At 70.2% G+C, this 23,715-nt stretch carries 22 protein-coding genes and 1 pseudogene; 10 read left to right on the top strand and 13 right to left on the bottom strand.

The features are described 5' to 3' along the window. Nucleotides 1-3: 3 nt before the first annotated feature. The 4 genes from PV963_RS04365 to PV963_RS04350 all read right to left on the bottom strand — a co-directional run bounded on the left by PV963_RS04365 (nt 4) and on the right by PV963_RS04350 (nt 3,328). A complete protein-coding gene (locus PV963_RS04365; protein ID WP_274814223.1) occupies nt 4-531 on the bottom strand; it encodes a hypothetical protein in 528 nt (175 codons plus the stop codon). Nucleotides 532-638: 107 nt separating this feature from the next. After that, on the bottom strand, nt 639-1,628 hold the full coding sequence (locus tag PV963_RS04360) for a hypothetical protein (RefSeq protein ID WP_274814222.1): 990 nt from the start codon (nt 1,626-1,628) through the stop codon (nt 639-641). A gap of 465 nt (nt 1,629-2,093) precedes the next feature. Next, nucleotides 2,094-2,225 carry a hypothetical protein gene (locus PV963_RS04355; RefSeq protein ID WP_274814221.1) on the bottom strand — a complete coding sequence of 44 codons (132 nt, stop codon included), beginning with the start codon at nt 2,223-2,225 and terminating at the stop codon, nt 2,094-2,096. A gap of 155 nt (nt 2,226-2,380) precedes the next feature. Continuing rightward, a complete protein-coding gene (locus PV963_RS04350) occupies nt 2,381-3,328 on the bottom strand; it encodes a helix-turn-helix transcriptional regulator (protein WP_274814220.1) in 948 nt (315 codons plus the stop codon). Between the two features lie 90 nt (nt 3,329-3,418). On the opposite strand from PV963_RS04350, the gene PV963_RS04345 reads away from it, so the two are divergent. Next, on the top strand, nt 3,419-3,784 hold the full coding sequence (locus PV963_RS04345) for a VOC family protein (protein WP_274814219.1): 366 nt from the start codon (nt 3,419-3,421) through the stop codon (nt 3,782-3,784). Between the two features lie 355 nt (nt 3,785-4,139). Here PV963_RS04345 and PV963_RS04335 read toward each other — a convergent pair whose 3' ends face one another. Continuing rightward, entirely contained in the window at nt 4,140-5,039 is a 900-nt protein-coding gene (locus PV963_RS04335; protein ID WP_274814218.1) for a helix-turn-helix transcriptional regulator, read from the bottom strand. A 103-nt stretch (nt 5,040-5,142) separates the two neighbouring features. Here PV963_RS04335 and PV963_RS04330 point away from each other — a divergent pair, with 103 nt between their 5' ends. Both PV963_RS04330 and PV963_RS04325 read left to right on the top strand, forming a co-directional pair. Beyond that, nucleotides 5,143-6,669 (top strand): MFS transporter, encoded by a 1,527-nt coding sequence (locus PV963_RS04330; protein ID WP_274814217.1) that lies wholly within the window; start codon nt 5,143-5,145, stop codon nt 6,667-6,669. Further along, nucleotides 6,666-6,878: pseudogene (locus PV963_RS04325) on the top strand (helix-turn-helix domain-containing protein); the annotation flags it as partial. The gene PV963_RS04330 and the pseudogene PV963_RS04325, both read left to right, overlap by 4 nt. Nucleotides 6,879-7,215: 337 nt before the next feature. Here the strand turns inward: PV963_RS04325 and PV963_RS04320 are convergent. The 8 genes from PV963_RS04320 to PV963_RS04285 form a co-directional block, all read right to left on the bottom strand. Continuing rightward, nucleotides 7,216-9,381 carry an FG-GAP repeat domain-containing protein gene (locus PV963_RS04320; protein WP_274814215.1) on the bottom strand — a complete coding sequence of 722 codons (2,166 nt, stop codon included), beginning with the start codon at nt 9,379-9,381 and terminating at the stop codon, nt 7,216-7,218. A gap of 631 nt (nt 9,382-10,012) precedes the next feature. Continuing rightward, the gene (locus PV963_RS04315; RefSeq protein ID WP_274814214.1) at nt 10,013-10,471 is read right to left on the bottom strand and encodes a carboxymuconolactone decarboxylase family protein; all 459 of its coding nucleotides are present in this window, start codon (nt 10,469-10,471) and stop codon (nt 10,013-10,015) included. Next, a complete protein-coding gene (locus PV963_RS04310) occupies nt 10,468-10,950 on the bottom strand; it encodes a DUF6917 domain-containing protein (RefSeq protein WP_274814213.1) in 483 nt (160 codons plus the stop codon). Before PV963_RS04310 ends, PV963_RS04315 begins: the two co-directional genes overlap by 4 nt. Then, nucleotides 10,947-11,894, bottom strand: a complete 948-nt coding sequence (locus PV963_RS04305) for a Gfo/Idh/MocA family protein (protein ID WP_274814212.1) — start codon at nt 11,892-11,894, stop codon at nt 10,947-10,949. Before PV963_RS04305 ends, PV963_RS04310 begins: the two co-directional genes overlap by 4 nt. Beyond that, nucleotides 11,891-13,120: an Ldh family oxidoreductase gene (locus tag PV963_RS04300; RefSeq protein ID WP_274814211.1), complete on the bottom strand. Its 1,230-nt coding sequence runs from the start codon at nt 13,118-13,120 to the stop codon at nt 11,891-11,893. Before PV963_RS04300 ends, PV963_RS04305 begins: the two co-directional genes overlap by 4 nt. After that, complete coding sequence (locus PV963_RS04295) at nt 13,117-14,553, bottom strand: M20/M25/M40 family metallo-hydrolase (RefSeq protein ID WP_274814210.1); 1,437 nt, start codon at nt 14,551-14,553, stop codon at nt 13,117-13,119. Before PV963_RS04295 ends, PV963_RS04300 begins: the two co-directional genes overlap by 4 nt. Continuing rightward, nucleotides 14,546-15,505 carry a sugar phosphate isomerase/epimerase family protein gene (locus PV963_RS04290; protein ID WP_274814209.1) on the bottom strand — a complete coding sequence of 320 codons (960 nt, stop codon included), beginning with the start codon at nt 15,503-15,505 and terminating at the stop codon, nt 14,546-14,548. Before PV963_RS04290 ends, PV963_RS04295 begins: the two co-directional genes overlap by 8 nt. Beyond that, the gene (locus PV963_RS04285; protein WP_274814208.1) at nt 15,495-16,529 is read right to left on the bottom strand and encodes a Gfo/Idh/MocA family oxidoreductase; all 1,035 of its coding nucleotides are present in this window, start codon (nt 16,527-16,529) and stop codon (nt 15,495-15,497) included. Before PV963_RS04285 ends, PV963_RS04290 begins: the two co-directional genes overlap by 11 nt. Nucleotides 16,530-17,117: 588 nt before the next feature. Here PV963_RS04285 and PV963_RS04280 point away from each other — a divergent pair. The 7 genes from PV963_RS04280 (at nt 17,118) to PV963_RS04250 (ending at nt 23,706) form a co-directional block, all read left to right on the top strand. Continuing rightward, nucleotides 17,118-17,654, top strand: coding sequence for an EF-hand domain-containing protein (locus tag PV963_RS04280; protein WP_274814207.1), 537 nt, complete (start codon nt 17,118-17,120; stop codon nt 17,652-17,654). Nucleotides 17,655-17,754: 100 nt separating this feature from the next. After that, nucleotides 17,755-18,234: a hypothetical protein gene (locus PV963_RS04275; protein WP_274814206.1), complete on the top strand. Its 480-nt coding sequence runs from the start codon at nt 17,755-17,757 to the stop codon at nt 18,232-18,234. Between the two features lie 104 nt (nt 18,235-18,338). Continuing rightward, the gene (locus PV963_RS04270) at nt 18,339-18,869 is read left to right on the top strand and encodes an EF-hand domain-containing protein (RefSeq protein ID WP_274814205.1); all 531 of its coding nucleotides are present in this window, start codon (nt 18,339-18,341) and stop codon (nt 18,867-18,869) included. A 108-nt stretch (nt 18,870-18,977) separates the two neighbouring features. Next, nucleotides 18,978-20,204 carry a DegT/DnrJ/EryC1/StrS family aminotransferase gene (locus PV963_RS04265; RefSeq protein WP_274814204.1) on the top strand — a complete coding sequence of 409 codons (1,227 nt, stop codon included), beginning with the start codon at nt 18,978-18,980 and terminating at the stop codon, nt 20,202-20,204. Continuing rightward, a complete protein-coding gene (locus PV963_RS04260) occupies nt 20,201-21,325 on the top strand; it encodes a DegT/DnrJ/EryC1/StrS family aminotransferase (protein ID WP_274814203.1) in 1,125 nt (374 codons plus the stop codon). The genes PV963_RS04265 and PV963_RS04260 overlap by 4 nt, the downstream gene beginning before the upstream one ends. A gap of 27 nt (nt 21,326-21,352) precedes the next feature. Further along, nucleotides 21,353-22,330 carry a UbiA family prenyltransferase gene (locus PV963_RS04255; protein WP_274814202.1) on the top strand — a complete coding sequence of 326 codons (978 nt, stop codon included), beginning with the start codon at nt 21,353-21,355 and terminating at the stop codon, nt 22,328-22,330. Continuing rightward, entirely contained in the window at nt 22,327-23,706 is a 1,380-nt protein-coding gene (locus PV963_RS04250) for a protoporphyrinogen/coproporphyrinogen oxidase (protein ID WP_274814201.1), read from the top strand. Before PV963_RS04255 ends, PV963_RS04250 begins: the two co-directional genes overlap by 4 nt. Nucleotides 23,707-23,715: the final 9 nt, after the last annotated feature.

Genomic DNA, 23,715 nt, shown 5'->3' with positions numbered 1-23,715 from the left:
GGCTCACAGTTGGTCCCCCATGCCGGCTGGTTCCGGAGGATGCAGCCCGCCACCGTCCTTGATGTCCTGCTCGCAGGTTCGTCCGTCGTAGGACTGGTCATTGGGGATCAATAGCACTCCGGCAACCTGCTCAGGGTGCTCGACGGCGAGCCAGTCGTCGCCCGTGAGGTCACCGTCCGGCCCGAACGCCTGGGACGAATAAACCGTCTGACACCCCAACGCCACGCGCTGCTTATCGACCGCGCAGGCGTCCACTGCAGGGCCGGATCCCTCGTCGGCGCCGTCGAAGCGGTAGTGGAAGTGGACCTGGTCACCTTCGGAGGGCACCTGCGGGTGTGGCTCAAGGCGCCAGTCAACGACCTCGGCGGTGACGCCGAGAGGCCGCCCAGACGTGTCCTCGACCTGCACCCTGACACCGGCCTCACCGCGCTCCGCAGTCGTGTCGGTGCAGCCCCAGTGGGAAGAGCAGCCGGACAGGGCGAGAATCACCAGAGCCAACGGAGCACCGGCAAGTATCCGTGCGGGGAACACTCAGGTGACCTCCAGTCAGGGTGGAGCGGAGCAGTGTATCCCGGGGCATGGCAGCTGTGGGTGACAGCGACGAGCGCCTGCGGGCGGTGAATCCTCGCCCTCATCTCCTACGGTCGATCTCCTTCGATCTCCTTCGATCTCCTTCGGTCGCCGAGGTGGAAGTGGTTCAAGCCCAGCAGGCCGCAGAGCTTGCCGAGGAAGCGGCGGGCGGGCGAGTCCTCGGGGTATGCGTCCAGTTCGTCGAGGAGCCGCAGCAGTGCCCGGTTGCTCTCCACGAACAGGGCTCGGTCGCTCAGCCGCTGCGCGTGCGTCAGGGCCTCCCGGCAGGCACCCAGCCGGCGTCCGTCGGTGGTGCCGCGGCGTATCTCGCGGGCGGAGAGCAGGTCGTCGAGGACTTCGGCGGCTCGTGCCGCGCCTGGGCTCCCCGTACGGCGGGTCAGTTCGTGCGTACGGCGGGCGTGCTCGATGGCTGTGTCGAGGTCGTTCCGCTTGGCCGCGTGCGTGGCCAGGCGGGAGTGGACGATGGCCACCCAGCCGTCGTCGGCCAGCCCCTCGCCGAGTTCTTCGCGGAGCAGTACGTCGGTGGCCTCAAACTCCCCGTCCTCGGCGAGGGTCTCCGCCTCGTGGAGCTTCTCCATCGGGTTGCCCGGCTCGCCGGCTCCCGACAGTTGGCGCAGCGCGGCGGGATGGCCCAACCCGTCCAGCTCGCGCGCGATCCGGTGAGCCGTCAGCAGATGGCCGTACAAGTGCATGTACAGCAGGCCGGGCGGGTGCTCGTAGCCGTCGTCCCACCCGGACAGGAGGCCACTGTGCGGTGCGCCGGGCGCCACGTCGCCGACGACCTGTTCCACGTTCTCCTCGGTGTAGTCCAGGGACACAGTGATGGCCGGGAGTCGCGCCTCGTACACCACGCGGCACAGCGCCTGGCCCACGTCGTTCGCGACCAGGCCGGACTTTCCCACCACCACCCACACGTCGGCCCGGACGGACTGCGCCCGCACCCGCCCGTGCGGCCGATGCCCGACGGGGACGGGGTCCTCCGCGGTCCAGCTCCCCGAGATGAACAGGACGAGATGAGCACGGCTTCCCCCTCGCACTCGGCGACGACCGCGACATGGCAGGTCTGCCTGGTGCCGGTGGTGTCCAGGTCGGGGAAGCGCCAGTACGGCGTCACGTCGGGAGGCCCTGCGCCAGCCTGTTGCTCCTCGATGTAGCCCCGAAGGTTCAGGCCACGCCCGTGACCAGAGCATGCCGACTCATCCGGCTGTTCGGCACCCGTCGAGATCGAGGCGAAGACCCTGAGGTCAAGGAGTGGGGCGACTACCTGTACGTGAAGAAGAACGCCGTCGATCTGGCCCGCAAGGAGCTGGTCCGCATCCTGACCAAGTCGCCGGTCGTCACCCGCGACATCGACCTGCTCACCAGCCTGCCCCGGGCCGAGGTCGGCATGACCGTAACCGCTGCGGACGACAAGGTCAGTCGGTCGTCCACCACGACGACAACGACGCCTTGCGGCAGAGGCTGGCGGGATCTGCGTGAGCGCGTCGCGTCGAGCGGGAGGGTCAGGCGATGGCGTCGGGCTCGGGGTCGGGGACCGCCTGAGCCCAGGCGCCCGGGTCGGCCGTCCCCGCCGCAAGCCGGACTCGCTGTTCGCCGACCGAGGCTATGACCAGGACATCTGTCTGATCACCCACCGACAACTCGGCTCACTGCGTTAGTCGTTGTTAGGGTCCAGGCAGGCCAGGCCGATCTCGTTGAACTTGTGGATCACGTCCCGCCTCCCCGCACCGTGTCTTGTGGGGCCGGACGTCGATGTCACCTCGTGTGCGAGCTTCAGTGCGATATCTCTCTAGGGATACATCCGAAGGATCTGTTCGGCGAGTTGTCGGATGCGCTCGCGAGCTTCTGCGGGGCCGGTGACGGTGACGCTGTCGCCGAACTGCAGTAGCAGGCGAACGTCCTCCAAGTCCCGGCCGGTGACCGTGATGCTCACTCGTTGCGCTCCTGCGGTGTCCCGAATGGTCAAGCGGCGGCCGAGGATGCGCCTCGCCCGACTGAGTTGGTTCGAGTCAAGTTCGGCGTGGATCTGGAAGGCGTCCGGGTTCTCCCAGTGCGCCGTCAGTTCGCTTGCGACGCTTTCCAGGGTCACGTCCGGACGCAGCCGACGAGCTGCCCGCATCGACTCCCAGCCGACGATCCGTTCCAGCGCGTGGAGTCGAGGACGACCCGCGGAGTCTGCCACGAGATACCACCTCCCGGCTTTGGCCAGCAACCCATAAGGATCTATGACCCGCCAGGTGTCCTCGCTGTCCTCGGATCGGCGGTAGCAGATGCGCAACCGCACACCGCGACGCAGGTCACCCACCAGCGCTGCCGGAGGCAGCCCCTCGGTGTCTCCGGAGAACCACGGTCTGTTGTCGGTGGTAACGACCGTGCTCAAGGGCAGCACATCGGTGTTCGACAGGCGCAGGGTCGACCGCACTTTCTGGTGCGCGCGCTGGGTGTCGGCCGAGGCTCCGAGTTGCTCGCGCTGCATGTCGTCGAGGCCGTAAAGCGCGAGATGGTCCCGTTCGCTGGGGGTGAGTCGTGACGTGTCGAGCAACCCACCGGGTAGAAGGGTCACCCCGCCCCAACGGCCTCGTCGGATCAGCAGCGGGAAGCCCGCTTCCTGCAGCCATTGCAGATCTCGGACGACGGTGCGGACCGACACACCGACTTGCGCCGCCAGATCGGCGGTCGTCATGGTCTCCCGAGATTGCAGCGTCAGCAGCAGCGAGAAGAAACGATCCGGAGTCACGGATCAAGACTCTCAGGAAACATGACGGAATCCGTCATGAATGACAGGCAGGCTCCGGTCGTTCAGTGAGACCGCCCCAAGGAGTGAGCAATGTCGACCTCGATCGTGTTCATCGTCTACGTCAATGAAGCACCCCAAGCTGCCCGCTTCTACGCAGACCTGCTCGAGATCAAGCCCAGCTTCGAGACCCCTGGATACATCGCCTTCGATCTTGGCGACGGCGCAGACCTTGCGCTCTGGAGCGGGCAATTCGACGGCCTGACCCCGGAGGTGCCACGCACCAGCGAGGTCTGTCTCGCACTGTCTGGCGGACCCGACGCGATCGATCGCCAGTTTGAACGGTGGGTGGCGAAAGGGGTCCGAGTGGTCAGCGAGCCGCGCGATGAAGTATTCGGGCGCACCTTCGTCGTCGCGGATCCGGATGGCAACCTGATCCGAGTCGCCCCCATCGACTGATGACACGCCGCTATGACTCATCGAAGTGCACCGTTCACTGCAGATCGAAGCGGCGCCGCACTACGTGCAGAGCATCGCGCTTCGTAACGACGACCCAGCAATGACAGGCCGACCACGCAGCCTTCATGGACCGCGACCTCGCCGAGATCGACTACGTGCATGAGGACGGCTACCGGGAGTCGGGGGAGGCATCGGCGGACCTGCTGCGCGACTGCGCCCGCCGAGGGATGCGCCCCGGTCCTGGCGGCCGGCGACGGGGCTCTCGGCTTCTGAGGCCTTGGCCGACGTTTCCCGGCCGCCCGGCAAAGGCCGAACTCGCGTAGACCTACGTCTCCATGACGATGACGGGCAGCACTTACCTGGCCAGGTGCCGGGGCGCCTCGTTGAGGGCGACCTCAGGTTCCTGCTGATCGACAACTTGGTTGGACAACAGTCGCAGCGCGTCGGCCGAGGCGCTGTCGTTGGGTGTGTAGACCTCAAGCCGGTGGTCGGGGCTGTCGGGCTGGAGCCACACCTGGTAGTCGACGTCGGCCCTTCCGACGGTGGGGTGTTGCAAGCGCATGGTGCCCACGGTGCAGTCCGCGACGTCACCTTTGGCCCACAGCTTGGCGAAGTCGCCGCAACGCATGGCGAGTTCGCCGATCAGTGCGGCCAACCGGGCGTCGTTGGGATACCTGCCCGCTGTGAGGCGCAGGTACGCGACATGGGTTCGTGCCAGTTCATCCCAGTTTCGGTGCAGGTCGCGAGTGAGGGAGTCGAGGAAGAACATCCGGGGGATGGACGGCCGATGTGCGAGATCGTGGGGCGCGTCGAAGTCGACGTGTTCTGCGACGAGGGCATGTCCGGTGTGGTTCCAGGCCAGCACGTCGCCGCGGCGGCCGAGCACGACGGCCGGAGTGGTCTCACCCAGGGACGCCAGGAGCGCCAGTACTCGTGGGTGCGGCCTTTCAGGTCGGGGACGAACCAGGCGTGATGTGGCGGGCTGACGGGCGAGGTTGTGCAGGTGGGCTGTCTCGGCCGGATCGAGCTGTAGCACGCCTGCGAGCGCATCGAGGACCTGTTGGGAGGCCGTACCGGCCTGGCCCTGTTCCAGCCGCGTGTAGTAGCCGGCGCTCACGCCGGCGAGTTGGGCGAGCTCCTCGCGGCGCAGGCCCGGTACGCGGCGGGCGGTGCCGTAAGTGCGCAGTCCGACGTCGGCGGGCGTGACCCGGTCGCGGCGGGTCTTGAGATAGGTCCCGAGGTTCTCCAGCTCCATGACTGCGAGCGTAGGCGCCACGGTCCGTGCCTGGGTGCCCCTGTGAGGTGTACCCATGACGCGGGGATGGCTGCCGAGCGGACGACGCCGCACCATCCCAAGCATGAATGAACAGCGCGTTTCTCACTCACCGGGTCCGCGGGCGTGGCTCGGTCTGTTGGTGGTGCTTGGCCCGGTACTGCTCGTCGCGATGGACAGTTCGGTCCTGTTCCTGGCGATGCCCAAGGTCGCGGAGGCGCTGTCGCCGACCGCCGATCAGGCGCTGTGGATCCTGGACGTCTACGGATTCGCCGTCGGGTCCCTACTCATCGCGTTCGGCAACGTCGGCGACCGATACGGCCGGTTGAAGCTGTTGATGACCGGCGCGGCGGTGTTCGGCGCGGCCTCGGCGGGAGCGGCGTTCGCCCCCGGGCCGGAGTTGCTGATCGCCTTCCGGGCGCTGATGGGCGTGGCCGGTGCCACGCTGCTGCCGTCGGCGCTGGCGGTACTCAGCGAACTGTTCACCGACCCACGCCTGCGAGCGAAAGCGATCGGCATCTTCGCAGCGACCTTTGCCGCCGGCTTCGCGATCGGCCCGGTCGTCGGGGGACAACTGCTGAACAGCTTCTGGTGGGGATCGGTCTTCCTGATCAATCTCCCCGTCGTCGTGCTGTTCCTCGTTCTGGCCCCGGTCCTGCTCCGCGAGGTACGTGCCACCCGGACCGGCCGCATCGACGCTCTGAGCGTTCTGCTCTCCGCTGCGGGCATCCTGCTGACCGTCTACGCGATCAAGCACGTGGCGGCGGATGGGCTGACCGCGGCTCCGATGGCCACAGGGATCGTCGGCGTCGTGACCCTGTGGTGGTTCGTCCGGCGGCAACTCCGCCTTGAACGCCCGCTGATCGACTTCCGCCTCTTCCGCGACCGGGTGTTCACGATTGCGGCCATCACCGGGCTTCTGCCTCTGGCCGCATGGTCGGCAGTGGCCTACCTCGGCGGCATCTACCTCCAGTCCGTCCTCGGACTGACCGTCCTGGATGCGGCTCTCGTCGCGCTCCCCGGCGCCGCCGTGCTCACCGTCACCTGCATCGTCACACCGGCACTCGTCACGCGTATAGGCACCCGGGCAGCGCTCATCACCTGCCACTTCCTCATCGCCGCAGGGTTGCTCCTGCTGCTGGCCACCAGCATCTCCAGCGGTATCGGCTGGTACGTGGCATCCACCGTCATCGCCGGCATCGGCTACGGCATCTCCTTCAGCGTCGTCGCCGACACCGCCATCGCCGCGGTTCCCGCAGAGCGCGCTGGGTCCGCGGCAGCGATCGCCGAGACCAGCAACGAGATCGGCAACGCGCTCGGCATCGCACTCCTCGGCTCGCTGGCCGCCCTGATCTTCCGGCTCCAGGGACCTGACCTCGCCGGTACTCTCAACGAGACATTGCAGGTCCCCGGCCTCACGGCCGCGGTGATCGGCGACGCGAAGACCGCCTTCGTCACCGGTCTGCACACCGCTGCCGTCATCGCCGGCACCCTGCACGCCGCACTCGGTGCATTCGCCCTGCGCCGGATACCGAGAACCTTCCTCAGCACGGGTGAGGCCGGCACGGAGGCCGTGGCCCAGGACGCCGTCGAAGAAAGCAGCGTTCGATGACCCATGCCAACTCCCCGCTCAGCATCGAGGGCCGGCGGCGCCTCGTCGAGCGGTGCCGGACTCGGCCGATCGCTCACGTTGCAGCTGAGATGGGCATCTCCCGATCTTGCGCACCGAAGTGGGTGAATCGCTACCGGCGGTATGGCGCGACCGGACTGCTCGACCGGCCTTCAACCCGAACACACAAATGGTCAGATGCAAGGGTCGCGTTGGGGTGCCCAAAAAGGAAGGGCGAACGCGGGGGCTATGTCGGGGGCTATGTCGGGGCGTCGCCCCGGTCATGACGGAGGGACTGTGGGACGGTCAGCGGAGCCAGCCGTTCGGGCAGTCACTCGACGCGGCGGCTGCGGGGCCGCTTGCCGCGCCGAGTCCCGACTCCCTGCTGAGTCACGAAGAGATCTCTCACGCGCGGGAGGCGAGGCGGGCCGCGTCCGCCTTCCAGGGCGCGGTGGTCGGGCCGCCCGACCACCGCGCCCAGGAGGCGGAATCAGAGACGAACCCGCCTCCGGGGCCCCACGGTGCCGGACCGCCCCCGGATTCGTGCCGTCAGGAGACGCGGATGTCCGACCAGTTCGTGGTCTTGCCGACCTGGGACCGGCTGTCGAAGCCGCCCGTGCCGTTGCCCCGGTTCAGCCAGGCTCGGCCGTCCTTGTCGAGTGAGACCAGGTCGGCCCGGCCGTCGCCGGACAGGTCGAGTCCGCCGACCACGTCCTTGTAGGACGTGCCCCAGTCTTTGAAGACCAGCGACCGCGGCTTGAAGGTGCCGGCGCCGGTCCCGTTGAACCGCCACAGCTCGTTCGACGCGTCGATGGCCAGCAGGTCGTTCTTGCCGTCGCCGCCCAGGTCTCCCGCAGCGATCAGCCTCTTGTAGCCGCCGAAGCCGGACCCGGCGAGTGCTCGGGCCGGGAAGCCGCCCGCGCCGTTGTTCGCGTACACGTACAGCTTCCCGGTCGAGGCGGACCGGGTCACCAGGTCGGCCCTGCCGTCGCCCGTCATGTCGCCGGGCGAGAGGACCGCGTTGTACGCGCTCCAGTCCGAGGAGACCTTCATGGAGAACGTCTGCTGGTCGGGCAGCCCGCCGCCGCAGATCGTCGGGTGGACGCGGGCCTCGCCCTTCGGGGAGCGGACGAACACGTCGTTGCAGCGGTCGCCGTCGAGGTCGCCGAAAGGCAGTACGAGCGTGCCCGTCGGCCAGCCGCTCGCGCGCTGACCCGCGATCAGCTTCGTTGCGTCACCCGCGTACACCTTGAGCCCGGCGCTGCCCCGGCCGAACAGGTCGGCCTTGCCGTCGTCCGTGTAGTCACGCCACTCGGGCAGCGCGCGGCCGGTGGCGGTGGCCTGGTACACGCCGTCCAGGACGGTGCTGTTCGTCTCGCTCCGCAGGTACTCGTCCCACAGCACGACGGGCCGGCCGAGCGCGTCGGCGGCCACCTGCGGCGCCCCGGTGAACCGGGCGCTCTTCGCGCTCAGCCGCCGCGGGGTGGACCAGGTGCCGCCCTTGAAGACGGCGGCCATCGTGTACTCCTCGTACGAGTAGCCCTCCCGCCACGTCACCGTGACCGTGCCGCCCGAGGTGGCGGCCGCGGCGACATGCCGCACCTTCTGGTGGGTGGAGAAGCGCTGCGAGTACGGCAGCCAGAGGCCGGTGGCCGCCGAACGCACCGCGTACCAGGGGGCGGTGGGCCCGCCGGCCACGAAGAGGTCGCCGTTGGGCAGGTAGACGGGCGCCGTCATCCTGTACGTGCTGCCCTGGCTGTCGGCGGACTGCGGGGTGCTCCACTGCGTGGCGCCGGCGGGCCGACGGGAGTGCATGAGGTGCGCGTCGTCGTAGAAGACGTCGAAGCCGCCCTGCCGATCGGCGAACACCTTCGGACGCGCGAGATCCTTGTTCGGGACCGGGAAGCCCTGGACCGCGGTCCAGGCGGACGCGCCGGGGGCCTTCTCCAGGGCGACGACGGCCTTGCTCGCCTGCCACTGCCACATCAGCAGGGCGGTGCCGTCCTCGGCGACCGCGAGGTCCATGTTGGCGATGTCGCGGCTGCCGGACGGCGGCTGCTCGTCGAGGTCGGCCGGAGCGGTCCACGCGGCCTGCGGGCCGGTCTTCTCGGCGGCCCTCACGACGCCGGAGACCGACCACACGGCGACCAACCGGCCGTCGGGGGTCGCCGCCAGGTGGTGGTAGCCCTTCTCGGGGACCGCGGCGACGTATTCGGGCTCGGAGAAGGCGGTCGCGCCGGGCGTGAGGGTGGCGACCTTCAGCCAGTGGTTGCCCTGGTCGTCGGCGCGCTCGGCCCGCCAGGCCAGGCGTACGGAGCCGTCGCCGAGCGAGACCAACTCGGTGCTGTATCCGCCGGCGTCCGGCCAGGTCTGCGGGGTGAGCCAACGAGTGCTGCCGGCGGGCCGGATCCGGGTGGAACGCCCGTCGCCGGTGAGGGAGACGAGGGCGCCGTCCCCGGCCGACACCAGGGCGTTCAGCCCGCCCGAGGCGGAACCGGGGTCGGGGGCCGGGGCGTGGAGGGCGCGGGTACCCCACGAGCCCGGCGCACGCGTCTCGACGGCGGCCACAGCGGTGCCGGCGTCCGCAGCGGTACCGGCGGCCGTGGCGGTGCGAGTGGCCGTGGCGGTGGTGTGGGCGGCGGCCGGGTCGGCGGCCGCCAGAGCGAAGACGGGAGTGAGCGCGATGCCGAGCACCGCGCGGGACTGCGAAGCCATGGGAATGCCCCCCCGGGCAGGACGAATCGGTTGGCACGGATTCGCCGAACTGTTCGAACAAGTCGGACGCAGCGTATATCAACCAAGATCGTCCCGTGTGGGGGAATCCCCCCGTGCCCGGAGGGGTCCTGCCGACGTGCCTGGTGCCGCCGTGAAGTTCGACTCCCCGGCCCGGCAGGTGCGGGCCCGGCTCGCGGTGCGTCTCCGCGACCTCGGCCGGGCGTACTCCTCGGGCACGGCTCTCAGTGAGCCGCGGCCCTTGTCGGACAGCACACCTAGCGGATGTCTCTCCGATCAATGATTCGTCGTTCTGGTCATGCTCGCTTATCCCTGTCGGCTCAGGCTGTTGGTGACACTGAGCAACCATGTGCGGATGCCGTCGGGGGCAATGGAGCGCGCTGCGACCCAGGTCGGCCAGCGCCGAATCAGCACGCCACGAACCCCGTGCTGGTTCCGTGCTGAATTCGAGGCGCAGCCCCGCCTCCGGGGCTTCGGGTCTCCGAAACCCCGGGTGGTCGCCCCGACTCTGAATGGCGGCATCCGTGGCCGGGAGCGAGGGCCTGCTGTACTGGCCTGGGCATTGCCCTCCGGCCAGATCCGGGGAACTGCCTCTTTGCGGCTCCCCGGTCGTTCAGTGGCCGTCTCCCTGACGACGGCTCGGCACCAAGCGGGTGCTGACGCCGATGCGGTTCCAGGCGTTGACGGTGGCGACCGTCATGACGAGCGCCGCCAGTTGCCGGTCGTCGTAGTGGGCGGCGGCTTCGTTCCACACCTCGTCGGGGACTCCCTCCGCGTCGAGGCGGGTGGCGGCGTCGGTCAGTGCGAGCGCGGCACGTTCGGCCTTGGTGAAGAAGAGGGACTCGCGCCAGGTCACGAGGGAGAACAGCCGTTCGTCCGGTTCTCCGCCGTTCCTGGCCTGGTGACTGTGCAGGGACACACAGAAGGCGCAGCCGTTGAGCTGACTCGCCCGCAGCTTGACCAGCTCGCGCAGCGGCGCCGGCAGTGGGCTGGTCGAGAGGTACTGCTCCAGGCCCAGCATGGCCTGATAGGCGGCGGGCTCCAGCTCGGCGAGGTCGATGCGTGGGTTCACGGGTGCTCCAGGTGATCGGCCGGCGGGCGTCGGCCGCGCGGCATCGGGTTGCTTCCGGGCGGGTGTGGCACCTCAGCGCGCTGCTCGAACCTGACATCGGCTTCGGGGGCGAGGCCGAGTTGCGGGCCGGTGAGCCGTTCGGGCGCCGAGATGAGGATGTTGTAGTGGTTCGGGAAATGGCAGGCGTCGAATCCCAGGACCGTCCCCACCAGGCTCCCGCCGGCCCAGACCTCGTCGCCCCGGTCGATGACGCCGGCGCATCCGATCTCCACGAAACCAAGGAATCCGACGCGGTCGATCCGGGCGCCGGCGGCGGTCTCCGTGTGGTCGGTGGTCACCAGCTCATGCACCTCCCCACGGCGGACACACCGGCTCGCGAACTCCTCCAGAGTCATCCCCCGGTCGTCACGCCGGTGGGTGAGGACCTTCACCAGCCGCCCGTACACGGCGCGCTTGGCACCGTCCTCTCCGGGTGTCACGGGTGGCGTACCTCCTGTCCGGCACGGGGTCGGCCGAGGCGTTCGTAGGCGTACGTGGCGGCCACCAGTTCCAGGGCGGCCAGACCGTCGGGGCCGTTCGTGCGCCGGCCGGACAGGACGTCGGTGAAGTCCCGCAGGACGCCCACGTATTCGTGCCACAGGGACCCCTTGAACTCCGGATGACCCGCGAGCATGTCGGCACGGTCGACCGTCCCGTCGGCGAGTCGCACCTCGACCGTCTTGCGCTCGCCGGGACGGGACCAGTCGAGCACCACCCGGGCGGCCGCCGCTCCGGACGGGGCGGCCAACAGCACTTGCGCCTGCCGGTCGACGCCCCGCGCATCGCGGTGCACGGTGGCCTCCGTCACCCGTACGTCTCCGAGGAACAGGCGAACGAGATCGAACGCGTTGGGCCCGTTGTCGGCGACGCAGCCGCCCCCGCAGCGCTCCGGGTCGAGATACCAGCGGTCCCGACCGGCGTGCTCCTCGATCGTCTCCTCGTAGCGCACCGTCAGCGACACGATCGGCGCGCCGGAGGCGATGCGCCGGCGGAGCGCGTCGACCTCCCTGTTGTAGCGGCGGTGGAAGGAGGTGAACAGCACGGTGCCGCGCTGCCGGGACAGCCGCGCGAGATGGTGGCCGTCGTGCGGATGCGTGGCGAGCGGCTTCTCCACGCAGACCGCGCGTCCGGCCGCCAACGCGTCCCTGCACACCGGATAGTGCAGGTCGTTGGGCACGTTGACCACCACGGCGTCCAGGTCCGCGGCCCGCAGCAGCTCACGGTGGTCGCGGTAGCGCGGTACGTGCGCCGGTGCGGCGGCGAGCCGGTCCTCGTCGGTGTCGCACACCGCCACCAGCCGCGCGCACCCGGCGCTTTCGAGCGCGGCCAGGTAGAAGCGGGAGATGACACCGAGGCCGATGAGGCCGATGCGGGGAAGCGTCATGCCGGGCTCCCCGCCTCTGCGGGCCGGACGGGTTCCGGGAAGCCGAGACCGCTGTTCCGGGCCAGGTCGAGCATCTCCCGGTGCAGGGCCGGCTCCAGCGGGACGCCGTGAGCGCGCCGCTCCCGGGAGCGGACCTCCTCCGGCCAGCCGGGATAGCGCACCGGTTCCTCCGCCCGGACCGGCGGACAGCCGAGGAGGGCACCGAACAAGTCGGCCGCGTCGGCGCGGAACTCCGCCTCGGGCCTGAGGCGCCCGGGGGCGACGGCCAGCATGAAGCAGCCGATGTCATCGTCAGGGCCGGCCGGCTCCGCCGTCTCCTCCTGCGGGCCGATGCCGGCTCCGGGGACGAGCGCGGACAGTACCTCGACCAGCAGACCGAGCCCGAAACCCTTGTACGCGCCGGTGTCGGGGTCACCGCCGAGCCAGCGCAGGTGTGCCTGGCCGCGGTCGAAGGCGGCCGGGTCGGTCACCGGCGCGCCGTCGTCGTCCTGCAGCCAGCCCGCGGGCACGCTCTGCCCGGCGCGTGCGGCGGCCCGGATCCTGCCGGTGGGAGCGACCGTGGTGGCCATGTCCAGGACGAACGGCGGCCGGTCGCCGGCCGGTGCGGCCAGTGCGAGCGGATTCGTGCCCAGCATGGGAGCCCGTCCGCCGACCGGGCGGACGATCCGCTGCCGGCCGCAGTTGGCGGTGACCAGGCCCACCATGTCGTGCCGGACCGCGCGCAGGGCATGGTGGCCTGCGCAGCCGAAGTGGGTGGCTCCCCGCACCGAGACCATGCCGACCCCGTACCGGCGGGCACGCTCGACCGCCAGGTCCATCGCCTCGGTTGCGGCCCACAGCCCGAGCGCCCTGCGGGCGTCGAGGAGCACCGAGGCACCGCGGTCGGCGACGATGCGCGGCTCCGCACGTGGATCGCAGCGGCCCGAGTCGAGCAGCGGGAGGTAGAGCCGGGTGAGGTTGGTGATGCCGTGACTGGTGAAGCCCGTCAGGTCGCCGTGGCACAGTGCCTCGGCGGCGGTTCCCGCGCGGTCCTCGGGCAGTCCCCTGGCGCAGAGGACCTGTGTCACGAATGCGAGGAGGTCCGGGTACGGCACCCGTGCCGCGATGTCGCCGGCAGTGCCGGTGGCCTGCGGCGGGACGGCACACGGTCCGGAACGGGGCCTCGCAGCACCAGGGGCGGTTGCGTCTGCGGAGGCCGTGGAGGTGGTGGAAACCGTCGAGGTCATCGAGGAGAGATCCTGTCCGCGGCCGTGCCGGGCACGGCAGCTGAGTGAGCGTGAGAGGGTTCGCCGGCAGCGTCGCCGGGCGGCCCGTGGCGGACCCGGGCGACCAGAATGCGGGCGATCTCGTCGGCGTACCGGTCGAGGTCGTCCAGGTCGACGTACTCGCCGGCGGCGTGCGCGTGGTTGGTGTCCAGGTCGCCGGGGCCGAAGACCGCCGTGTAGCTGTCGGGTACGTCCGCCATCCAGATCGCGTCGCAGGTGAAGGCCGGCTCCTCGTCGGGCCAGCGCACCAGGCCCGCGTACCGTTCCAGCAGTTCCTCGGCCCACGGCGCGCGGCCTCGGCCGTCCAGCGCGGGCAGGCCACGTTTGTGCCAGTGCAGGGACGTGATCCGTGCCGCGTCCAGGGCTGTCCTGGCCAGGTCGGGGATGCCGGCGGCGCCGGCGGCGAAGTCGGCGAGTGCCTCGTGCAGCGCCTGCTCCAGCGCGGCCTCGGCGGCTCGGCCGGCCGGCCGTGATCCGTAGGAGATGTTGAGCAGCAGACGGCCGGTGCCGTAGACCCGGTTGTGCCGTTCGCCGGTGTGCAGGCCGGCCACGCACACCCTGCCGTCGCCGATCCGCGGCGGCAGGGTTCGGGCCAGGTAGTGGCTGATGTGCCCGAGCAGCACGGTCGCGTTGTGGCCGGCTTCGGGGCGGTCGTCCACGGCGTCCTCGCCCTCGACGCGGACCAGGGCCGTCATGGATGCCGTCGAGCGGGGCAGGAAGCGGTGCCCGGTGGGCTCGCAGAACAGGTTCATGCTGCCGGTGAACCCGTCCTCCACCAGCGGCCTGGTGCCGAACGTGCCCAGGGCACCGCCTTCTTCCCCGGCGACTGCCTGGATGAGCACACCGACCCGGCTGCCCAGGGCCGGCTCGGCGGCGCGAGCGGCCCGGATGCCGGCGAGCAGGGCGACGGCGGGGCCCTTGGCGTCGATCGCTCCCCGGCCGGTGAAACGCAGGCCGTCGAAGCGGGCCGGCCACCAGCCGGCGACCGTGTCCAGGTGGACGTTGAACATCACCGTGTCCCGCCGCGGGAGTCCGGGGCCGAGGCGCAGCACCAGGCTGGGCTGCCGGGCCAGGAACGTCTCGTCCCGCGCCGCCTCCCGGACCGTGAGCGGCACGTCGTCCCGGCGCAGCGCTGCCGGATCGGGTGGGGCGTGGCGCAGCACCCGCAGACCGGTGGCCGCGGCGGCCGCCGCATAGGCCCGTCCGGCTTCCCAAAGGCGCACCGCGGGACCGTCGGTGCCGGTCTCCAGCGGCCCGGCTGTGGGAGTGGCGAGCAGATCGAGCAGCAGCTGGTGATCGGCCGGCGTCAACCGGGCGGGAGGCGACAGGACCGCGGAAAGTGGCAGGGCGGCGGATGCGGGCGGGAAGGGAGGCCGGGCCGGAACGTCAACCATGCCGCTCCCCACCGGCGGGAATCCGGGCAGGCCGGGTTTCCTGCCGAACGAGCCGTTCCAGGCACCGCCCGTAGCGGACGAACGCCGCCACACCGTCGGCATCGGTGGTGTCCTGGCCCTGGTGCGGTTGCAGATGGGTGTGCGGTTCGATGGACCAGGCACCGGTGTATCCGTGGTCGACGAGGGCGCCGAGGCAGGAGCGTACGCGGGACTCCCCGTCGCCCGGCAGTGTGTAAGTGACCTGGCCGTCCGGCCCGGTCCGGGCGTCCTTGACGTGCACGTGGGCGACGTGGTCGATGATCTCGTCCAACAGCGCGCGGGCGTCATAGCCGTGCGGCACGCCGTTGCCCATGTCGAACAGCAGCCGCAGCGCGGGACCACCGGCGCGGTCGAGGAGCTGCCGCATCCGGTCGGCCCGGGTGCCGGCCCAACCGCTGCAGTTCTCGTGCAGCAGCACCAGCCCCTCTTGCTCGGCCTGCCGGGCCAACCGGGCCATCCGGTCCAGCGCCCGCCTGCCCCACTCCTCTTCGTCCAGGCCGGCGTTGGGGTAGGACATCACCCGGACGAACCGGGTGCCCAGGGCAGTGCAGCGCCGGGCCAGCTGCCGCAACTCCCGCACGTCGTCCTCGAAGCGCCCGGTGATCGGGCGGCTCCAGTTGGCGATCCGGGAATCGACGCAGACGACGTCGAGACCGGCTGCCGCGACCCGGTGGGCCAGGGCGGCGAAGGCCCGGTCGTCGAGGTCGGCGACCGCGACGCCATCGATGGTGCGCAACTCGATCGCCCCCCAGCCGAGTTGGCGCAGTGCCTGAAGTTGCCCGGTGAGATCCGCCGCGGCCTCGTCCCCGATGCCCGCGAACCGGACACCGGGGGCCGCCGGTCCACTCGGGGCGTCCTCGGTCACGGCGAACCGGGACTCCTGGGGGCCCGCTCCGGGAAGGTCAACGCCCATGCGAGAGGGCCTCCTTGCGAGAGTGCGTACCGTCGGCGGGAGACAGGGCCGCCAGCCGTTTCGCCTCGTCCAGCAGCTCGACCGTCCGCACGTGCAGGCCGAGGTCGCCCGCACCTGCGTCGCCGCCCTCGGCGTAGCCGCGATAGGCATCGGTCAGACATGCCGTGAGCGAGTCGTCACGGAGGACCTCGCGGGTGGTGTGGCCGTCACGTGTGATCTCCAACTGTGCGAAGTCGTCGTCCTGGCCGACCGCGTAGTGCCCGACGACGCTTCCGTCCTCCATGCCGAGGACGACCCGCCGCTGACGTACCGGTGCGGACAGGTCGGACAGCACCTCGCTGCGGATCCCGCCCGTGTGCAGCAGTTCGAGGTGCGCACCGCCCATGTTCGGCACCGTCGTCGTTCCCACCCGCAGGTCGGCGCAGCGCGCGCCGCGCACCTGCGCGTCACCCAGCAGGCGCAGGAGGAGACCCACCGCGTGCGGCGCCTCCACGTCGAAGGCGGAGGTGTGACTGCTGGTGGTCAGGGAGCGCCGGAACCGGGGCTTGTGCTGGGTGACGGACACGGAACGAACAGCGCCGGGCTCCCGATGGCCCACCAGTTGGACGAGACGCCGGGTCAGCGTGCTGTGCAGCCAGGGCGCCACCACGGACAGGCGCAGCTGTTGTTCCCGTGCGAGCCGCAGGATGCACCGCAGCGTGTCCAGGTCGCCGGCCAGCGGCTTCTCCATGAGAATCCGCGAGAACCCGAGCCCGGCCACCTCGCGGAGCACCTCGGCGCGCACGGCGGGCGGCGTGCACAGATGGACGACGGTCCGCGCCGGGTCGAGAAGATCGCGCGCCTGGCGCAGAGATTCGGCGATCAGCAGACCCCGCCGCTCGGCGCGGGCGGTGTCGCCGGGATCCACTCCCACGATCGGGTGGTCGGCGAAGGTGCCGAGTACGTGGGACCGCGCACGCGACAGCACCGGCACGTGCAGTCCCAGGCCCGAGCGGCCCAGGCCGACGATCAATGTGTACAGCAAGGCTCGCCCCCCTTTTTCGCGCAGTCTTTTCGGAAGTCGCACACCGGTATGATTTCGCGTGCGAATGCGAAGTGAAGCGCACCGGGTGCAGGCCGGCGAATGGAACCAAAGTTTTTCTGCATACCCATCCCGTCCGTCCCTGAAACATGCAAGGCAGTCCTCACGGAATGCGGGGAGAAAGGGTCGTCGCGACCTCGGCGCATCGTATCCGATGGTGGCCTGTCGTGTGTGTGGCGGCCATTTTTGCGTCCCCGCGACAGGATGGCTGGAATTCACGACGATGACGGTTGTGGTGTCCGGCCGGACCGGTCGCTGCGGCTCAGGCTGGCGGCTCAGGCTTCGCGGCCGAACCCGTGGACGAAAACAATCGGCCGTGACGCGGTGTCCGGAGAGCGGAAAAAATGTTTCTGCGTTCTTCCGGTGGCACCGCTGTCCATTGACAGGCCCGGAAGGTTGCCAGTAATCATGTACCTTGCAGCGAGACTGAATCACCCTTGAGGAATCGGAAAAGTCACTTTTTCGGATTCCCGCGGTTTCGGATGCGAGACAGCAGGATTTCTCCGCAGCTTTTCGACGACGAGGAGTGAGATGTCCAACAAGACTGCCCAGGCCGAACGTCTCCGGCAGCGCTTCGCGCTGTACGACACCAACGGGGACGGGCGTATCGAGCGCGGCGACCTGGAGGCGGAGGCCCGGCGCATCGTCGAGGCCTTCGGTGAGCCGGAGAAGTCCCCCAAGGCGCAGGCGCTGCTGCAGGCGTACCCGCACATGTGGGACTACATGATGGAACAGGCCGGCCTCGACGCCGGTCAGTCCCTGACGGTCGAGCAGTTCGTCGAGATCGCCGACGCCCAGATGCTGAGCCAGGGCGCCGTCGGTTTCAGCACCATGCTCCGGCCCAGCATCCGCGCGATGGTCGACCTGTGCGACGTCGACGGCGACGGGGAGGTCGACCAGCGGGAGTTCCGGAAGTGGCTCGGGGCCATCGGCAGTGACATCGACGCGGACAAGGCGTTCCGCCAGGTGGACACCGACGGCAGCGGACGGCTGTCCGTCGACGAACTCGTGGCCGCTGTGGGGAAGTACCACGCGGGTGAGCTCGACGCCCCGCTGCTGGGTGTCTGACGCGCGGACCTACGGCAGGGGCCGCTCCGAGCGGGGGTCGCCCGGAGCGGGCCTCCGTCCGCGGACACTGATGAGCCCCGCGGGCGCCAGGAACGGATTCATGTCCGCCGAATCCCGCGGAACCGGCCGACGGGCCGTGTCCGCAGGGCCGGCGCCGGAAACCGGGCGTCTCCTGGTGCGAGCCGCACTGGCGCTGCTGTGTCTCGGGCAGGGGGTGCCCGGCGCGTGGGCTCTGTTCGCGCCTCGATCGTTCCATGACGCGTTTCCTCTCCCGGCTTTCGCGTGGGTGACCAAATTCCCCCCGTACAACGAACACCTCGTGCGTGACCTGGGTGCTCTGTCGCTCGGTCTGACTACGGTCCTGCTGTGGGCCGCTGTTCGTCCCGAGCGGTCTCTGGCGCGGGCGGCGGCCTTCGGCTGCCTCGCCTTCACGGTTCCGCACCTGGTATTCCACGTGGCGCATCTCGGGCGATTCCAGACCGTGGACGTAGTGGGGCAACTCATCTCTCAAGTCGCCCCGATCGCCATCGCGGAGATGGTCATTGTGCTGAGTCGGCGAAGTAATGATGCGGGCGTATAAAGGCGCCCCCTCTTTTCTTCTCACTCGTAAGAGTGGGTTGGCGAAGCCGGTTCAGGTAAGTATCTGAAGCGCAGGTCCCGAAAAGGAAAACGAAAGGAAGAAGCGTGAGCACTTCCGTACAGGAGCAGCGACTGCGTCGCCGCTTCGACATGTGGGACAAGAACGGCGACGGCACCATCGATCGCAGTGACTGGGAAGGCGAGGTAAAACGCATTCTGCTCGCGTTCGGGGAAACCGAGAGTTCCCCGAAGGGCCGGGCCCTCACCGACGCGTACCTCGGCATGTGGGATCACATCGCGGGCCAGGCCGGAGTCGGCCGCGACGGCGCACTGGGCTTCGACCGGTTCAAGGCCGTGGCGGCGGAGCGGGTGCTCGACCCCGGGGAAGCCGGCTTCGACCAGGTGCTGCGTCCGACGATCAGCGCGATCGCCGCCCTGTGCGACACCGACGGTGACGGCCAGGTCAGCCCGCAGGAATTCAAGCGCTGGATCGTGGCCATCGGCAGTGCCGAGTCCACGGCGGACACGGCGTTCAAGCTGATCGACACCGACGGCGACGGCCATCTGTCCGTCGACGAGCTGATCGCGGCCGTACACCGCTATCACTCCGGTGAGCTGGAGTTCTCCCTGCTCTGACCCGTCCGCGATCCACCGGTCCCCGCGTCCGGCGCTCCCCTGCCCACGAGGAGCGCCGGCGTGGCCCGGCCGGGCAGCCCGATCCGCCTCGGCGCCACGAAAGGAAACATGTCCAGCGCATCCCCCGGACCGAGGAACGGCAGGCGCGGCTGGGCGACCGGCACCGCGGACGACACGTCGGTACAGGTGCCCTTCTTCACCCAGGCCCGGACCTTCGAAGCGCTCTGGCCGGACATCCGTACCCGGCTCACCGAAGTCTTCGACAACGGCAAGTTCTCCCACGGCCGGCAGGTCGCCCGGTTCGAGGAGGCACTGGCCCGGTGGACCGGCGCACGCTACGCGGTCGGCGTGAACAGCGGCACCGACGCCCTGGTGCTGTTGCTGCGCGCCTGCGGCCTGCAACCGGGTGACGAGGTCATCGTCCCCGCCTTCACCTTCGTGGCCTCGGCCTCCTCCGTCGTGCTGGCAGGCGGCCGCCCGGTCTTCGCCGACATCGACCCCGTCACCTACACGATCGACCCCAAGTCCGCGGCCGACTCGGTCACTCCACGCACCCGCGTGATCATGCCCGTCCACCTGTTCTGTCAGATGGCCGACATGGACGCGCTGCTCGACGTCGCGCACCACCACCGGCTGACCGTGGTGGAGGACAGCGCCGAGGCCATCGGCATGCGGTGGAACGGCGTCCATGCCGGGCTGCTGGGAGCCGGTGGTGTGCTGTCGTTCTTCCCCACCAAGACACTGGGGGCGATCGGCGATGCCGGGGCGATCCTCACCGGCGACCGCCGACTCGCCGAGGCCGCGGCGGCGTTGCGCCACCACGGGCGCTACGGCCGGACGCTGGCCCACTTCCCGGGCATCAGCAACGAGACCACCGTCAACGGCGTCAACAGCAAGATGGACGACATCCAGGCGGCCGTCCTCCTCGCCAAACTGACCCGGCTGCACGAGGACATCGCCCGCAGGGCCCGGCTCGCCGCCGCCTACACGGAACGGCTGACCGGCACGCCCGGCGTACTCCGGCTCCCCACCGTGGTGACCCGCACCGCACGGACCCACCCCGTCTTCTACGTCTACCTCATCGAGGTCGAGCGGCGTGACGAACTGGCCGCGTACCTGGCCGAGCACGGCGTGGGCACCGAGACGTACTACCCGGCCCCGCTGCACCTCCAGGAGTGCTTCGCCCATCTCGGATACCGCCGGGGCGACTTCCCGCACGCCGAGAGGGCCTGTGAGCACACGATCGCCCTCCCGCTGTACCCCGGCATGAGCCTCGGCGACGTCGACACGGTGTGCGACCTGGTTCGCCGCTTCACGACGAGGAGGCCCGCGTGACAGTTCCCTTCTTCGCCCCGGACCTCTTCGAGGACGACCGGCAACTGCTCATGGACCTCGTCCACGACATCGGCACCGCGCCGGAACAGAGGTTCCTGCTCGGCGAGCACACCGCCCGATTCGAGGAGGCCCTGCGCGACTCGCTCGGCGCCACCGACGTCGTGGCCTGCTCCAGCGGCACCTCCGCGCTGACCCTCGTCCTGCACGCCATGGGCATCGGACCCGGCGACGAGGTGGTCGTACCGGCTTATGGCTGTGCTCCGCTGGCCAATACCGTGGCAGGGCTGCGGGCGACACCGGTCTTCGCGGACGTCGACCCGTGGACGATGGTTGCCGACCCGGACGAGGTGGAGCGGGCGATCACCGACCGGACCAGGGCGATCATGCCCGCGCACATGTTCTCGGTGATGGCCGACATGCCCCGCATGAGCGAGATCGCCCGGCGTCACGGCGTGCGCCTCGTCGAGGACTCGGCAGTCGCGCAGGGCGGTCTCCTCGACGGCCGCCCCGCCGGGACGTGGGGGGAGGCCGGAGTGTTCTCCTTCGTCCAGGTCAAGACGTTCGGAACGGCCGGCGAGGGCGGCGCCGTCGTCACCATGAACCCCGAACTCGCCCGTACGGTCAGGTCGTTGCGCAACCACGGGCAGAGCGAACGCTTCGTCTACCCGCGCACCGGCTACAACAGCCGGTTCGACGAGGTGCTCGCCGCCTTCCAGCTCCACAGGCTCCCCGCCTTTCCCGCACTGCTGGAACGCCGGGCCCGCATCGCCGACTACTACACGGACCGCTTCACGCCGCTCGCCGAGCGCGGTGTGCTGCCCCCACCGCCGGGCCGCAACGGCCGCTGCTTCTACGTGTACTCGCTGCTCGCCGAGGAGCGGGACGAACTGCGGCGGTACCTGGCCGAGCGGGGCATCGAGAGCCACGTCTACTACCCCCTCCCGCTGCCGCACCAGGCCGCCTTCAGCCGGTTCGCGCCCGCCGACCGCAGCTGGCCGCAGGCGGAGAGCGCCAGCCGACGCCAACTGGCCATCCCGGTCCACCCGCGCCTCACCGACGCCCAGGTGGAGCACATCGCGGACACGGTCTGTGCCTACGCGGGGCTGAACAGCAGCCGCTGACCGAACACACGTGAAGGAGCGGAGCAGATGACGACCCGCACCGAGGCCGGACCGTTCCCGTCCGGAACGGCACGTCCCGAGAGCAAGCTGCGCAGCTACGCCCGGCTGGGCAAACTCGACGTCTACGACTACTACCCGAGCGTCGCCGTGGCACTGTCCGCGGTGCTGCTGCCCGTCTCCGGGCTGCGGCCCGCGACGATCGTGACGCTCACCCTGTTCCTCTTCGGCGCGGTCTGCGTCATCGTGGCGATGGTCGCCCTCGACGACGTGACCGGCTACCGCGACGGCAGCGACGCCGCGAACTACGGCCCGGACGACCCGCTGCGCAACAAACTCCGCAAGCCGCTCGTCGCGGGGACCCTGACCCTGCGCGAAGCGCTCGGTTTCGGGTGGGCCACCGCCGCTGCCGGCGCCGCCCTGTGGGCCGCCGCCGTGGCGACCGCCCCGCATCGGCCCACCTGGGCCGTGGTGCTGATCGCGGCGCTGTTCGTGGTCTCCGTCCAGTACTCCTACGGACTGAAGATCAGCTACCACGGCTTCCAGGAGATCTTCCTCGTCGGGCTGGGCGCGGCCCTGGTGATGGGCGCGTACGGGCTCGCGGCCGGCCACTTCTCCGGGTTCGTACTGGTGCAAGGGGTGCTCTTCGGTTTTGGACCGCTGCTGTTCGGCGTGTACTCCAACACCAACGACATCCCCGGGGACCGGGCCGTCGGGCGTCGCACCGTGGCCTGCCTGGTGTCGCCGAAGGGCAACGCCGTCTTCATCGGGGCGCTCTCCGCGGCGGAATTCCTGACCGGCGCCGTCGCCTCCGCCGTCGGGATCGCCCCGTGGTGGTTCGTGTTCCTGATGCTGCCCGTCACCGCGCTGCGCGCGCGGCAGTACCGCACCGGCTTCCGCCAGGGGGACATCATGAGCGCCCGCAGGCTCGGCTTCCCCGCGCACCGGGTCAGCACCGTGCTGCTGATCACGGCGAACCTGATCGTCGGCGCGGGGGCCACCGGATGAGCCCTGATCTCGACGTGGCCGTGGTCGGCGCGGGCATGGCCGGACTGACCACCGCGCACGAACTACGGCGCGCGGGCCTCGACGTGCGGGTCTACGAACAGCACGAGCACGTCGGTGGCAGGATGCGCAGCTTCCGGCACGCCGGATACACCATCGACGAGGGTGCCGAACAGATCTCGGAGCAGGGCTACCGTGCGACCTGGGAGCTGCTGGCGCGGCTGGGCGTGCCGAAGGGCGACGTGCCGCGCATCGGCAGGTCGGTCGGTGTGTGGCGCGGCGGGCGGGCCCACCCCGGCGTGGCGGACCCCTCCGCGGTGCTCACCGGCGCGGGGCTCTCACCCCGTGCCAGGCTCGACCTCGCCCGGCTCCTGGCCTGGACGGGGTCGCACCGCCGGCAGTTCGACGCCGACCATCCCGAACGGACCCCGGCAGGTGCCCTGACGGTCAGTGAGTTCGCCCGCCGGTACCACAGGGACGTGCACGACTACCTGCTGCAGCCGGTCGCTGGAAGCTTCTTCGGCTGGGACACGGCGCGCTCCGCCGTCGCGCCGATGCTCAGCCTGCTGTCGGAGGTGGGTCCCGCTTCCGGCTGGCGGACGTACCGCGACGGCATGGACCTGCTCGCCCGGCGGCTGGCCGAGGGGCTCGACGTGGTCACCGGCAGTCAGGTGCACGAGGTCGTCACCGAGGAAGGCCGCGCGCGGTTGCGCGTCGGGAACGACAGCGTCACGGCGCGCTCGGTGGTCCTCTGCGTGCCCGCCCCGGTTGCGGCGCGCCTGCATGCCAACGCCCCCGCCGACGAGCTTTCGTTCCTGTCGGCCTGCACCTTCACTCCCACGCTCAAGGTCAGCTGTCTGCTGGACCGGCCGCTCGCACCCCCGTCCCGCAAGCCCCTGTATGTCCTGCTGACGCCGGACGCGGAGGACAGCGTGCTCTCCGCGATCATCGTGGATCACGCCAAGCACCCGGACCGGGCGCCCGCGGGCAAGGGACTGCTGACCCTGATGGCCGACGCCCGCACCATCCCCGAACTGCTGACCGCGCCGGAGCGGCAGACGGCCGACCGGCTCGTGCGGGCAGCCACCCGGTACGTCCCCGGTCTGGAAACCACCGCCGGGCGTCATTTCGTGCACGCGTTCACCCACGGCCTGCCGGAAGCGACGCCCGACGCCCTGCGCAGACGAGGCAGGTTCATGGCGCGTGCCGCACGGCCGGTCGAGTACGCCGGGGACTGGATGATGCTGCGGCCGGCCAGCGAAGGCGCCGTACGCTCGGGCGCGCTCGCGGCCTCTCGCGTCCTCAGCCGGCTGCGGCCACCGCGGGCCCTCGGACGGACACGCCCCAGCTCCCGTCCCACCGAGGAGAACGTTTCGTGAAACCACACG

The organism is Streptomyces coeruleorubidus, from assembly GCF_028885415.1.
Classification (GTDB): domain Bacteria; phylum Actinomycetota; class Actinomycetes; order Streptomycetales; family Streptomycetaceae; genus Streptomyces; species Streptomyces coeruleorubidus_A.
The sequence above is the reverse complement of the archived record's forward strand: the minus strand, read 5'-3'. Positions and strand labels throughout refer to the sequence as shown.

Excerpts from the sequence above, each read along its gene's own strand:
- PV963_RS04250 (WP_274814201.1), top strand. The coding sequence starts at position 22,327 with ATGAGCCCTGATCTCGACGTGGCCGTGGTCGGCGCGGGCATGGCCGGA.
- PV963_RS04265 (WP_274814204.1), top strand. The coding sequence starts at position 18,978 with ATGTCCAGCGCATCCCCCGGACCGAGGAACGGCAGGCGCGGCTGGGCG.
- PV963_RS04255 (WP_274814202.1), top strand. The coding sequence starts at position 21,353 with ATGACGACCCGCACCGAGGCCGGACCGTTCCCGTCCGGAACGGCACGT.
- PV963_RS04300 (WP_274814211.1), bottom strand. The coding sequence starts at position 13,120 with ATGACCTCGACGGTTTCCACCACCTCCACGGCCTCCGCAGACGCAACC.
- PV963_RS04345 (WP_274814219.1), top strand. The coding sequence starts at position 3,419 with ATGTCGACCTCGATCGTGTTCATCGTCTACGTCAATGAAGCACCCCAA.
- PV963_RS04280 (WP_274814207.1), top strand. The coding sequence starts at position 17,118 with ATGTCCAACAAGACTGCCCAGGCCGAACGTCTCCGGCAGCGCTTCGCG.
- PV963_RS04275 (WP_274814206.1), top strand. The coding sequence starts at position 17,755 with ATGTCCGCCGAATCCCGCGGAACCGGCCGACGGGCCGTGTCCGCAGGG.
- PV963_RS04295 (WP_274814210.1), bottom strand. The coding sequence starts at position 14,553 with ATGGTTGACGTTCCGGCCCGGCCTCCCTTCCCGCCCGCATCCGCCGCC.
- PV963_RS04290 (WP_274814209.1), bottom strand. The coding sequence starts at position 15,505 with ATGGGCGTTGACCTTCCCGGAGCGGGCCCCCAGGAGTCCCGGTTCGCC.
- PV963_RS04320 (WP_274814215.1), bottom strand. The coding sequence starts at position 9,381 with ATGGCTTCGCAGTCCCGCGCGGTGCTCGGCATCGCGCTCACTCCCGTC.
- PV963_RS04335 (WP_274814218.1), bottom strand. The coding sequence starts at position 5,039 with ATGGAGCTGGAGAACCTCGGGACCTATCTCAAGACCCGCCGCGACCGG.
- PV963_RS04330 (WP_274814217.1), top strand. The coding sequence starts at position 5,143 with ATGAATGAACAGCGCGTTTCTCACTCACCGGGTCCGCGGGCGTGGCTC.
- PV963_RS04305 (WP_274814212.1), bottom strand. The coding sequence starts at position 11,894 with ATGACGCTTCCCCGCATCGGCCTCATCGGCCTCGGTGTCATCTCCCGC.